General features: G+C 61.9%; 10 protein-coding genes. 6 read left to right on the forward strand and 4 right to left on the reverse strand.

Going from position 1 to position 12,519, the window contains the following annotated elements; genetic code table 11:
- Nucleotides 1–63: 63 nt before the first annotated feature.
- Nucleotides 64–990, reverse strand: coding sequence for a 4-hydroxy-3-methylbut-2-enyl diphosphate reductase (ispH, locus tag AC0QUY_RS13525; protein ID WP_161852984.1), 927 nt, complete (start codon nt 988–990; stop codon nt 64–66).
- Nucleotides 991–1,435: 445 nt separating this feature from the next.
- Here ispH and hpnN point away from each other — a divergent pair, with 445 nt between their 5' ends.
- Nucleotides 1,436–4,027, forward strand: coding sequence for a hopanoid transporter HpnN (gene hpnN, locus AC0QUY_RS13530; protein ID WP_475387194.1), 2,592 nt, complete (start codon nt 1,436–1,438; stop codon nt 4,025–4,027).
- On the opposite strand, the gene AC0QUY_RS13535 is transcribed toward hpnN, so the two are convergent.
- Entirely contained in the window at nt 3,995–4,684 is a 690-nt protein-coding gene (locus tag AC0QUY_RS13535; RefSeq protein ID WP_475387195.1) for a DUF2147 domain-containing protein, read from the reverse strand. The genes hpnN and AC0QUY_RS13535 overlap by 33 nt on opposite strands.
- A 102-nt stretch (nt 4,685–4,786) precedes the next feature.
- Between AC0QUY_RS13535 and hpnO the strand changes: the two genes are divergently transcribed.
- From hpnO to AC0QUY_RS13550, 3 genes are all read left to right on the forward strand, one after another.
- A complete protein-coding gene (gene hpnO / locus AC0QUY_RS13540; protein WP_161852987.1) occupies nt 4,787–6,178 on the forward strand; it encodes an aminobacteriohopanetriol synthase HpnO in 1,392 nt (463 codons plus the stop codon).
- A gap of 108 nt (nt 6,179–6,286) precedes the next feature.
- Nucleotides 6,287–6,694, forward strand: coding sequence for a GFA family protein (locus AC0QUY_RS13545; RefSeq protein ID WP_475387196.1), 408 nt, complete (start codon nt 6,287–6,289; stop codon nt 6,692–6,694).
- A 317-nt stretch (nt 6,695–7,011) separates the two neighbouring features.
- Nucleotides 7,012–7,278 carry a hypothetical protein gene (locus AC0QUY_RS13550; RefSeq protein WP_475387197.1) on the forward strand — a complete coding sequence of 89 codons (267 nt, stop codon included), beginning with the start codon at nt 7,012–7,014 and terminating at the stop codon, nt 7,276–7,278.
- An 84-nt stretch (nt 7,279–7,362) separates the two neighbouring features.
- On the opposite strand, the gene AC0QUY_RS13555 is transcribed toward AC0QUY_RS13550, so the two are convergent.
- Both AC0QUY_RS13555 and AC0QUY_RS13560 read right to left on the reverse strand, forming a co-directional pair.
- A complete protein-coding gene (locus AC0QUY_RS13555; RefSeq protein WP_161852990.1) occupies nt 7,363–7,953 on the reverse strand; it encodes a hypothetical protein in 591 nt (196 codons plus the stop codon).
- Nucleotides 7,954–8,203: 250 nt separating this feature from the next.
- Nucleotides 8,204–9,823, reverse strand: a complete 1,620-nt coding sequence (locus tag AC0QUY_RS13560) for a GMC family oxidoreductase (protein WP_475387198.1) — start codon at nt 9,821–9,823, stop codon at nt 8,204–8,206.
- 208 nt (nt 9,824–10,031) lie between these two features.
- Here AC0QUY_RS13560 and AC0QUY_RS13565 point away from each other — a divergent pair, with 208 nt between their 5' ends.
- Both AC0QUY_RS13565 and AC0QUY_RS13570 read left to right on the forward strand, forming a co-directional pair.
- Nucleotides 10,032–11,204: a M20 aminoacylase family protein gene (locus AC0QUY_RS13565; RefSeq protein ID WP_475387199.1), complete on the forward strand. Its 1,173-nt coding sequence runs from the start codon at nt 10,032–10,034 to the stop codon at nt 11,202–11,204.
- A 128-nt stretch (nt 11,205–11,332) separates the two neighbouring features.
- Entirely contained in the window at nt 11,333–12,505 is a 1,173-nt protein-coding gene (locus AC0QUY_RS13570) for a M20 aminoacylase family protein (protein WP_475387200.1), read from the forward strand.
- The last annotated feature ends 14 nt before the right edge of the window (nt 12,506–12,519 follow it).

Here is a 12,519-nt window from a genome sequence, read left to right on the forward strand (position 1 = left end):
GGATTTTCTTTCTGAACTTGCAGTCTGGACTTGAGGGTCCAGACTTGGAACTTGTGAAGCAGATCAGCCCGCAGTCAGTTCGGCTGGAAGCCGGAATTCGATGTTCTCCTCCCGGCCGGGAAGCACCGATACCTTGACGGGTCCGATACGCCTCAGAGCCTCGATCACGTCGTCTACCAAAACTTCGGGCGCCGATGCGCCCGCCGTAATACCGACCGCCTTTGCATCCTTCAGCCAATCGGGGTTCAACTCGCTCCCGTCGGCAATGAGATAACTCGCGACCCCGACCTCGGTGCCGATTTCGCGGAGCCTGTTTGAGTTGGAACTGTTGGCGGCCCCCACCACCAAGATGACGTCCACCAGCTTACTCAGATCCCTTACCGCAGATTGGCGGTTCTGTGTCGCATAGCAGATATCCCGGATGTCGGGGCCTTGAATATCTGTAAATTTGGCCTGAAGGGCCGCGATTATGTCCTTTGTGTCGTCCACGCTGAGGGTAGTCTGGGTGATATAGGCCACCGGGGCGTCGGTCGGCAGCGTCAGCGCCGCCACCTCGTCAACGTTCTGGACCAGTAGAACCGGGCCTGGAACCTGGCCCATGGTTCCCTCGACCTCGGGGTGGCCGGCATGCCCGATCAGGACCAGGGTCCGGCCCTTGGACATATACCGTTTGCCCTGATTATGGACCTTGGTGACCAGCGGGCAGGTGGCATTGAGGACGGGCAGGCCGCGGGCGGCGGCCTCTTCCTCGACGGTGCGAGCGACGCCGTGGGCGCTGAAGACGGTTACCGCCAGCGGCGGAACCTCTGACAGGTCCTCGACGAAGATCGCGCCCTTGGCCTTCAGGCTTTCGACCACGTACTTATTGTGCACGATCTCGTGCCGGACATAGACCGGCGGACCGTACTTCTCGAGCGCACGCTCAACGATTTCGATGGCACGCACGACGCCCGCACAAAATCCGCGGGGCTGCGCTAGATACACTTCCATGGGATGTCCATTACTCAAGTTGCACCAGGTCCTGAATTCGCAAATTCACCCGAGGGTCTCCGTGCAGCCGGTCACATTCGGATTGCAATATCCGCACCACGACCGGAACCCGTAGGTAATCCCCACCCAAGTAGATGGAAGCGCAGGACTATGTGTCAAAAATCGTGCAGATAGAAAAGGGTGGATCGCGCAATGGTTACTAATATTTGGTAACTAAATACCGAAAAAGCGGATTCGTGAACTGCGGTTCCTCGCCGGTTCGCCACTTTATCGCCCATCGGAAAAGGCTATACCGGCACCCTGAACGCCTGTTCCGGTCTGGTCTGGCGGCTTGGCTTGAACCCGCAGACAGATAACCAAAACAACATTAGATCGGCTACGGGAACTCCGCTAGACAGCGGGCGTTTTCGCCCAGCTCTCTCCTTGAGATTTAGAAAGAAACGAAGTGCTGACCAGTATTGTCGTCTCGATTGTCAGAACCTGTACGCGGTTTGCCACTCTCGTCGTCATCGTCTCGCTGCTACTGGCAGTCGGGGCGAGCTACTATGCCGCTCAGCATTTCGCCATCAACACCGACATCAACACGCTGATTTCGCCCGATCTCGACTGGCGCAAGCGCGACCAACAGTTCGAGCAGGCGTTCGACCGCGAAAAACTGATTCTCGCCGTCGTCGAGGCGCCGACGCCCGAACTCGCCAGTGCCGCGAGCAGGGCGCTTTTCACAAAGCTCTCCGGCGACACCAAGCATTTCGAATCCGTGCAGCCGCTGGGCTCCGGCGAGTTCTTCGAAAAGAATGGGCTGTTGTTCCTCCCCGTGGAGGAAGTCGGCAAGGTCGCAGGCCAGCTCGAAGCCGCAGCCCCCCTGATCGAGATCATGGCCGGCGATCCCTCGATCCGCGGCCTGACCGGCGCGCTGGAAACAGGCCTTGCCGGCGTCAAGCGCGGGCAGGTCAAGCTCGACAATACCGAGCGGCCCTTCAATCTGATCAGCCAGACAGTCGAGGATATCCTCAACAAGAAGCCGGCGACGTTTTCCTGGCGCGAGCTCGTCAGCGACAAGCCGTTGACCGATGCCGACCGCCGCGCCTTCATCGAGTTCAAGCCGAAGCTCGATTACAGCGAGCTCGAACCCGGCAAGGACGCGACCGACGCGATCCGGCAGGCCGCCACCGATCTCAATTTTGCCGGCCAGTACGGCGCCCGCGTGCGGCTGACCGGCCCGGTTCCGATCGCGAATGAGGAATATTCGACCGTGCAGGACGGCGCGATCCTCAACGGCGTCGCCACCGTTCTCATCGTCCTCGTCATCCTCTGGATGGCGCTGCACTCGGGCAAGATCATATTCGCGGTGTTCGTGAATCTGTTCATCGGACTTGCGGTCACCACCGCCGTCGGCCTGATGATGGTAGGGTCGCTGAACCTCCTGTCGATCGCCTTTGCCGTGCTGTTCGTCGGCCTTGGCGTCGATTTCGGCATTCAATTCAGCGTTCGCTACCGTTCCGAGCGTTTCAAGAACAACGAAGATTTGGCCGAAGCACTGGAGAGCGCTGCCAGGCGTTCGGCGGTCCCGCTCTCGCTCGCCGCGATGGCGACCGCGGCCGGCTTTCTCTGTTTCCTGCCGACCGACTACAAGGGCATTTCCGAGCTCGGCAAGATTGCTGGCGCCGGCATGCTGATCGCGTTCCTCACCAGCATCACGGCCCTGCCGGCGATGCTGAAGCTGCTGCACCCGCCCGGCGAAAGCGAGCCGGTCGGCTACGCGTTTCTGGCGCCGGTGGACGAATTCCTCGAACGGCACCGCGTCATCATCGTCGCCGGCACGCTGCTTCTGGTCGTGGCCGGCCTCCCGCTGCTCTATTTCATGAAGTTCGACTTCAACCCGATCAACCTGCGCAATCCGCACGCTGAATCGATCGCGACCTTCCTTGACCTGCGCAAGGATCCCAACACCGGCGCGAACGCCATCAACGTGCTGACCAACTCGGAAGCGGAAGCGAAAAAAATCGCAGCGCGGCTGGAGAAGCTGCCGGAAGTTCTTCGCGTGATGTCGATCGACAGTTTCGTGCCTGAAGACCAGCCGGCCAAGCTGCAGTTGATCGGCAAGGCGGCGAGGGTGGTCGGCCCTGCGCTCAATCCCGATTCGGTCGATGCGGCGCCATCGGATGAAGAGAATGCGGAAGCGCTGAAGAGCTCGGCCGATGCCTTGCGCAAGGCCGCCGGCGACGGCAAGGGCCCGGGCGCCGTTGCCTCACGGAGATTGGCGGATGCGCTGTCGAAGCTTTCCGGCAGCGACCAGGCGACGCGCGACAAGGCGCAGAACGTCTTCGTCGCCCCGCTCAAGATCGTGTTCGACCAGCTCCGCAACACGATGCAGGCCGGACCGGTGACATTGAAGACGCTGCCGCCGGAATTGCTCAATAGCTGGAAATCCAAGGACGGCTTGATCCGCGTCGAGGCGCTGCCGAAGGGCGACCCCAACGACAACGACAATCTGCGCCGCTTTGCCGATGCGGTTCTGGCCGCGGAGCCGAACGCGATCGGCGGGCCGGTCTCGATCCTCAAATCCGGCGACACCATCGTGAAGGCGTTCATTCACGCCGGCATCTGGGCATTGCTGGTGATCAGCCTGTTGCTGTGGCTGACGCTGCGTCGAGTCTCCGACGTGCTGATGACAATGGTGCCTTTGTTGGTGGCCGGCGCGGTGACGCTGGAGCTCTGCGTGCTGATCGGACTGCCGCTCAACTTCGCCAATATCGTAGCTCTGCCGCTGCTGCTCGGCGTCGGCGTCGCCTTCAAGATCTATTACGTCGTGGCCTGGCGCGAGGGCAGAAATAATCTGCTGCAGTCGAGCCTGACGCGCGCGATCTTCTTCTCGGCGCTGACGACAGCGACCGCGTTCGGAAGCCTGTGGCTATCCAGTCATCCCGGCACCGCCAGCATGGGTAAATTGCTGGCGCTGTCGTTCATCATCACGCTGGCCGCGGTGCTGCTGTTCCAGCCGGCGCTAATGGGCAAACCGCGCGATGTCGGGGAGTAGGCAGATATCGCCGATGTCGGCGGGCTGTGCGGCCGCCTGCTTCTGACCGGGCGTGGCCTTCGGCGCAGGATTCGCGGGCGCCGGGTTCGCCGTGCCGGTGGTCTTCGGTGCCGCGGGCGCAGGAGCCTGCGCCGCAGTCGCTGGTGCAGTGCTCTTGGGCGCGGCGCCGGGCGCTCCCTTCGGCGCACCCTTGGCCATGCTGTTGGCGGGGCTGGAGGGAATCGGCGGTCCGACGCGCGTCCAGGTCTCGCCGCCGCAGAGGAAGCCGAGCACACAGCCCTGAATCTCGAGCTGGTCGGTGCCGACAGGCTTGATCGTCGAGCTGTAGAGCTGTCCGTCCTTGGCGTTGTAGACTTGGCCTTCCCAGGCGTCGACGCCGGGCTTCTTCTTCATCTCGATCAGGATCGGCATGCCCAGGGTCGGCCGGCTTTGCTTGGCGACGTCCGGATTGTTCTTGTCCTTGCCGCCCGGCTGCTTCTCCCAGGCCACCACGCCCCACATGTTGCCGCTACATTGGGCGACGCGAATGTTGGCTACACCATCGGCTACTTTCCAGTCACCGGTGGGATCGGCGGCCAGCGCCGCATTAACACCTGTGGCCAAAAAGATCCCCGAATAAACTATTGTACGCGCGACGCTTCCTGGGCAGTGCAACATGGTCCAAACCTATGTTTAAGTAGATGATCCAAAGCGGGGGTCAAAACGCCGCATTGGGCGTTTTCAGTTGACGAAACAGCCATCAACCGACGTATGTAGCCGATGCCAGATTCATATCTAGACGTTTCCGAGCTGTTTGTTGAGCGGCAGGCGCAGCGCAGTTCCATGCATGCGCGTCATCTCAACGAGCAACTCGTCCGGGTGCTGAAGACCATCGGCTACGATGTGGGCTTTCAGAAGGGTCAAGGTCAATACCTGTTCGATCGTGACGGGGCCCGCTATCTCGATCTACTCAGCGGATTTGGCGTTTTTGCGATTGGCCGGAATCATCCGGCATTGCGTCAGGCGCTGAAAAGCGTGCTCGATGCCGATTTTCCCAATCTGGTGCAGCTTGACGTCTCCACGCTCGCCGGCGTGCTCGCGGAACGCCTGCTAGAACATGTTCCATATCTGGACAAGGTGTTCTTTGCCAATTCCGGCGCCGAAACCGTCGAGGCTGCGATCAAGTTCGCGCGCGGCGCGACCGGCCGTCCCGGCATTGTGTCCTGTTCCCACTCGTACCACGGATTGACCTACGGCGCGCTGTCGCTGATGGACGATGCGAACTTCCGAAGCGGATTCGAGCCGCTGTTGCCCGGGTGCACGCAGATTCCCTTCAACGACCTTGAGGCACTGGATCGAGCGTTGTCCTCGCGTCAGGTCGCGGCTTTCATCGTCGAGCCGATCCAGGGCAAGGGCGTCAACCTGCCTACCGATGAATTCCTTCCCGGTGCGCTCGCGCTCTGCAAGAAATACGGCACCATCTTCATCGCCGACGAAATCCAGACCGGAATCGGCCGCACCGGAAAATTCCTCGCGGTCGAGCACTGGAATGTCGAGCCAGACATGGTGTTGCTTTCGAAGGCGCTGTCGGGCGGCCACGTGCCCGTCGGTGCGCTACTCACGCGCAAGTCGATCTTCGACAAGATCTTCAGCCAGATGGACCGCGCCGTCGTGCACGGCTCGACGTTTTCGAAGAACGATATGGCGATGGCTGCCGGGATCGCGATGCTTGATGTGGTCAAGCAGGAAAAGCTGGTCGAGCAGGCCGCCAAGCGCGGCGCCGAGCTCCGCCTTGCGCTGACCCGCATGGTGCCGGGCTATGAACTGCTCAAGGAAGTGCGCGGCAAGGGGCTGATGATCGGCATCGAATTCGGCCCGCCGAAATCGCTGAAGCTGAAGGCTTCCTGGAATCTCCTGGAGACCGCCAACAAGGGCCTGTTCTGCCAGCTCATCACCGTGCCGCTGTTCAAGGATCACAAGATCCTGACGCAGGTTTCCGGCCACGGCAGCCACACCATCAAGCTGCTGCCGCCGCTCGTGATCACGGAAGAAGACTGCGCCTGGATCGAGAAGTCGTTCGACGACGTCATCGCTGCCAGCCACAAGGTGCCCGGCGCGATCTGGTCGCTCGGCAAGACGCTGGTCGACAACGCGGTCAGGAAGTCGGCGTAGGAAGTAGCCGGATGGAGCGAAGCGCAATCCGGGGATATCTCGCCGGCCGATGATTCGTCCCGGATTTCGCTGCGCTTCATCCGGGCTACAATCTTCTCGGAGGCGATCATGGTCAACATCACCGGCGGCTGTCATTGCGGCGCCATTCGTTACGAAATCGCGGGCGAACTCATCGTTCACGCGCTGTGTCACTGCACCGATTGCAGGCGTCATGCCGGCGCGCCGGTGGTCGGCTGGACGATGTACCCGCAGAATGCGCTCAAGGTGACGAAGGGGCAGCCGAAAACTTATCAGTCCTCCGAACACGGCCGGCGTCAATTCTGCGCTGACTGCGGCACGGGTCTGTTCTTCACCAACGCGAATATAATGCCCGGCATCGTCGACATTCAGAGCGGGACCTACGACGATCCCAATGCCGTTCCGGCGATGATGCACATCCAGACAGCAGAGCGGCTTCGCTGGATGGAGCGCGCGCACGAATTGCCGACCTTCGAGCGTTATCCCCCGCAGACGTAGCATGCAGATTTCGTGGGGCGGATTGGCGAAAGCGTAATCCACCGCGATCTCGCCGCACGGGCGCATGTCGGCGGATTACGCTGCGCTGACCCGCCCTACAGCATCGCCGCGCGAAAGCGAAAGCCTTGCGCCAATCCCTTCATTTGTAGGCGAATATTCTGCGCATTGTCGGCAGAGGATATTTTCGCGCGCTCACGCCGCCGCGCATATTGGCGCACGACTTTTCACATCGCGGTGAGAGCCCTCGCACGGCTCTCCGCTTTTGCGCTGCGACACCCAATTGGGTGGGGTGACTTCATAACAAGAGGATCCCACCGATGACCAAGTCGATCCCAACCCTCGCCGCCGCGTTTCTGATGACCGCGATCGCAACGCCCGTGTTCGCGCAAGCCGCGATCCAGGAGCCCGGCGCGTATTCGTTCTATCATCCCAATGCCGACGTGCTCAGCGGCCGGCCGGCGTACCGGTCGTTCGATCAATCGAACGCCTATTACAATTCCAATGCCTATTACGGCGAGGGAGTGACTACGCCCGGACCGCGTGTGCGGCAGAGGTCGATGAGGCACTATCGCAGGGCGCAGTAGCGTCAGAGGTGGCGCGGATGAACCAACGGCGCGCATTCGCGCGGCCGTTGGTAAAGAGCTGGGTGATATTCTGAGCTGCCGTCATCATCGCCTCCCTTTTTCGAGCTCTTGAGCACGTTCGATGATTTTCAGCATGGTCGCGTCGAAGTAGTTAATCACGCGATCAGTCAGGCAGCGTGAAGGATCGGCTTCGGCCGAACAGAAACTAACTTCCGTTGGGAATTCGTGGTGTGCCCTTGGAATGTCGCGATGGTAGGGGCCTTCCGCAGCGGTGTCCTTGTAGTAGCTGTGCATGATCAACGAGATGACCAGCCGGCGGGGGTATTCGGGGTCGAAAACCGCGCGCGCATAGAACTGGAGGCTCAACTGCCGCGGCTCTCTCGCGCGTTCCCTAAAGCACTCCGGTCCCGCGATGACTGGATAGCTAAGTCCGAGCGTTCGCAAGCGCTCTTCGATGGTACGCGTGACGTTTTCATTGACCGTTGCACGTGCAGAGCGTTGAAAGACCTCCGGCTCCGCCGAAATCTCAACCGTGCTGCACAGACTGCGAAACGGACCGGTTCGGTAGATCGATTCTGCCGATGACGTCGACGCGTACACAGTGAGAATCATTGCGATCAGCGCGCTTATGAAACTTTTGGCATGATGCGCTGTGACTTCGTTCAGTCGCCTCATTGGATCCTACGTTTCATTTTGAAGCCACCGTCAAGGTGGCTGCGCCGGTCAAGTTTGAGTTGACGAGTTAAGCAACCTAAGATTGATGACGCTTTTCGCGATGTCAATAGTGCGTTCTTGTCGCACATTGCCGCAAAGTAAAAAATTCATTATCGCTCGTGATCTAATGATCGGTGCAATTCGCGTCGGAAAGAGCGTCGATGACGTGATAACGGCGCGTGTCTGGCGGCTTTCGCGCTCAAGCGGCCAATTAGCGCCCATCCTCCAAAATCATCCGCGCGCCCTTCTCCGCAATCATCGCCGTCGGCGTATTGGTATTCCCCGACGTGATCGTCGGCATCACCGAGGCATCGGCCACGCGAAGTCCGGCAATCCCATAGAACCGCAACCTTTCGTCGACCACCGCCATCGGGTCGTTCGCGGTGCCCATCTTCGCAGTCCCCACGGGATGGAAGATCGTGGTGCCGATATAGCCGGCAGCCTTTGCCAATGATTCATCGTCGTCGCCGACGCTCGGGCCCGGCAGGTATTCCTGTGGTCGATACCGTTCGAGCCGCTTCTGCTTCATCAGCCGCCGCGTGGTACGGATGGCGTCGGCGGCGACCTGGCGATCGTCGTCGGTCGAGAGATAGTTCGGCGCGATCGATGGCTTGTCGTCCGGCGTCGCCGAGCGGATGCGCACGGTGCCGCGCGAGGTCGGCTGCAGGTTGCAGGCGCTCACCGTGATGGCGGGAAAACGATGCAGGGGGTCGCCGAACTTGTCGAGCGACAGCGGCTGCACGTGAAACTGGATGTTGGCGCGTTCGCGATGCGGATCGGAGCGCGTGAAGATGCCGAGCTGCGAGGGTGCCATGGTCAGCGGTCCACGGCGGCGGAAAGCGTAGTCGAGCCCCATCATCCCGCGCCGGACCAGCGACCAGTAGGTCTCGTTCAGCGTGCGCACGCCCTCAACCTTGTAGATCGCGCGCTGCTGCAGATGGTCCTGCAGATTGCGCCCGACACCCGGTCTGTCGAGCCTCACATCGATGCCGAGCGGCGACAGCCACTCGGCGGGGCCGACGCCGGAGCGATGCAGCACCTGCGTCGAGCCGATCGATCCCGCGCACAACACCACTTCGCCCCTGGTGCGGGCCTCGATCACCTCATTGCCCTGCAGGAAGCGCACGCCGACCGCGCGTCCCTGCTCGACGATCAGACGGTCGACCAGCACATGCTTTTCCAGCCGCAGATTGGCGCGGTTCAGCACCGGCTTGAGGAAGCCGCGCGCGGATGACCAGCGCCGGCCGCGCTTCTGGTTGACGTGGAAATAACTGACGCCCTCATTGTCGCCGGTGTTGAAATCGGCAATGCGCCTGATGCCCATTTCCTCCGCGGCTTCGCCGACCGCGTCGAGCACGTCCCAGGACAGCCGCGGCGCCTCGATGCGCCAGCCGCCGCCGGCGCCGTGATGTTCGCTTTCCCCGAGGAAATGGTCCTCCAGCCGCTTAAACAGCGGCAGGACGTCGTCATAGCCCCAGCCGGTCAGGCCGAGCTGCCGCCAGTGATCGTAATCGGCGGATTGCCCGCGCATCGAGATCATGGCGTTGATGGCGGAGCAGCCGCCGATTACCTTGCCGCGGGGGTAGGCGAGGGAGCGGCCGTTGAGCCCGGGCTCCGCCTCGGTCCGAAACATCCAGTCGGAGCGGGGATTGCCGATCGCGAAGAGATAGCCGACCGGGATGTGAAACCAGATCCAGTTGTCGTTGCCGCCGGCCTCCAGGATCAGCACGCGGTTGTTCGGGTCGGCCGACAGCCGGTTGGCCATGATGCAGCCGGCGGTCCCTGCACCAACCACGATATAGTCGAAATCGCCTTCAAGCCGTTTCGGCATTTCTCAGCTTCCACCCATCGACGCCGTCATGCCCGGACTTGTTCCGGGCATCCACGCCTTCTTGGGCGTTTATTAGTCAGACGTGGATGGCCGGGACAAGCCCGGCCATGACGGTGGGTCCGGGTGTGTCGCCCGTGAGCCGTTGGTTGGACCGCCCCTTGCATGCTACAGGGGCAGAAGCGTTCAATCCGGAAAGCCTGCTATCTCCATGCCCATCGTCAATCGTGTCGCCGAGTTTCAACCCGACATCCAGGCCTGGCGCCGGGATATTCATGAACACCCGGAATTGCTCTACGAGGTGCACCGCACTGCGGCATTGGTGGCAGACCGGTTGCGGGAATTCGGCTGCGACGAGGTTATTACCGGTATCGGCCGCACCGGCGTCGTCGGCGTCATCAAGGGCAACAGGCCCACTGGCAATGGTGACGTGAAGGTCATCGGGCTGCGGGCGGACATGGACGCGCTGCCGATCGAGGAAGCGACCAATCTGCCTTACGCTTCCAAAACGAAGGGCAAGATGCACGCCTGCGGACATGACGGCCACACCGCCATGCTTTTGGGTGCCGCGCGCTATCTCGCCGAGACCCGCAATTTCGCAGGCAATGCGGTCGTGATCTTCCAGCCGGCCGAGGAGGGCGGCGCGGGTGCCGTCGCCATGATCAAGGACGGGCTGATGGACCGCTTCGGTATCGAGCAGGTCTACGGCATGCATAACGGTCCCGGCATTCCGGTCGGCTCGTTCGCGCTGCGGCCCGGCCCGATCATGGCCGGAGGCGATGCCGTCCTCATCAAAATCGAGGGGCGCGGTGGGCACGCCGCGCAGCCGCACCAAAGCATCGATTCCGTCCTTGTCGGTGCGCAGCTGATCACGGCGCTGCAGTCGATCGTGTCGCGCAGCGTCGATCCGCTGGAATCGGCTGTCATTTCGATGTGCGAATTTCACGCCGGCAACGCCCGCAACGTGATTCCGCACACCGCCGAGCTGAAGGGCACCGTCCGTACCCTGAACGGCGAGGTGCGGGATCTGGTGGAAAGACGGGTCCGCGAGGTCGTCGCCGGCGTGGCGCAGATCACCGGCGCCAGGATCGATCTGACCTACGATCGCGGCTATCCGGTAACGGTCAACCATATCAGGCAGACGGATATCGCGACGCGGGCAGCCAGAGAAATCGCCGGCGATGCCAATGTGCAGGAGATGCCACCGCTGATGGCTGGCGAAGATTTCGCCTTCATGCTGGAGCAGCGGCCGGGTGCGCTGATCTTCTGCGGCAACGGCGACAGCGCAGGGCTGCATCACCCCGCCTACAATTTCAACGATGAGGCGATCGTGTTCGGCACGTCTTACTGGATCAGGCTGGTCGAGAACACGCTGGCCGCGTGACCCGCCCAGGTTCGGCTTTCCAACCCTGCTCCCGGTGGGGATGGGGGCTCTGCAGCAGGCGGTTGGGTGGACCGCCGCTTGCATGCTACAAAAGCCTTACGCGTTCCAAACTGAGGTTCGAGAATCCCATGCCTATCGTCAACCGCGTCGCCGATCTGCAACCCGATATTCAGGCCTGGCGCCGCGATATTCATGAAAACCCCGAATTGCTGTACGACGTCCACCGCACCGCAGCATTCGTGGCGGATCGCCTGCGCGAATTCGGCTGCGACGAGGTGGCTACCGGCCTCGGCCGTACCGGCGTCGTCGGCGTCATCAAGGGCAAGCAGCCCGGCAAGGGCGAGATCAAGGTGATCGGGCTCCGCGCCGACATGGACGCGCTGCCGATCGAGGAGGCGACCAACCTTCCCCATGCCTCCAAAACGCCGGGCAAGATGCACGCCTGCGGCCACGACGGCCACACCGCGATGCTTTTGGGTGCAGCGCGGTACCTTGCCGAGACCCGGAATTTCGCCGGCAACGCGGTCGTGATCTTCCAGCCGGCCGAGGAGGGCGGGGCCGGCGCCGCCGCCATGATCCAGGACGGGCTGATGGACCGGTTCGGCATCGAGCAGGTCTATGGCATGCATAACGGACCCGGGATTCCGATCGGCTCCTTCGCCATCCGGCCCGGCCCGGTAATGGCCGCGACCGACTCGATCGACATCAAGATCGAGGGCCTCGGCGGCCATGCCGCGCGCCCGAACAAATGCATCGATTCCGTCCTGGTCGGTTCGCAGCTCATCACCGCGCTGCAGTCGATTGTCTCGCGGACAATCGATCCCCTGGAGTCGGCGGTGATCTCGATCTGCGAGTTCCATGCCGGCAACGCGCGCAACGTCATTCCGCACACCGCCGAACTCCGCGGCACCGTGCGGACACTGACGGCGGAAGTGCGTGAGACGGTCGAGAAGCGGGTCCGCGAGGTGTGCGAGGGCGTGGCCAAAATGACCGGCGCCAAGATCGATCTGGTTTACGAGCGTGGCTATCCCGTCACCAACAATCACGCCGAGCAGACCGAGTTCGCGACGCAGGTGGCCAGGGAAGTGGCCGGCGCCCAGAACGTCCATGACATGCCGCCGCTGATGGGCGCGGAAGATTTTTCCTACATGCTGGAAGCGCGTCCCGGCGCGTTCATCTTCTGCGGCAACGGCGACAGCGCGGGTCTCCATCACCCCGCCTATGATTTCAACGACGAGGCGATCGTGTACGGCACCTCGTACTGGATCAAGCTGGTCGAGAACAAGCTCGCGGCGGCGTAGAGATTCTTCACTCT

Source organism: Bradyrhizobium sp. WYCCWR15520, assembly GCF_056174665.1.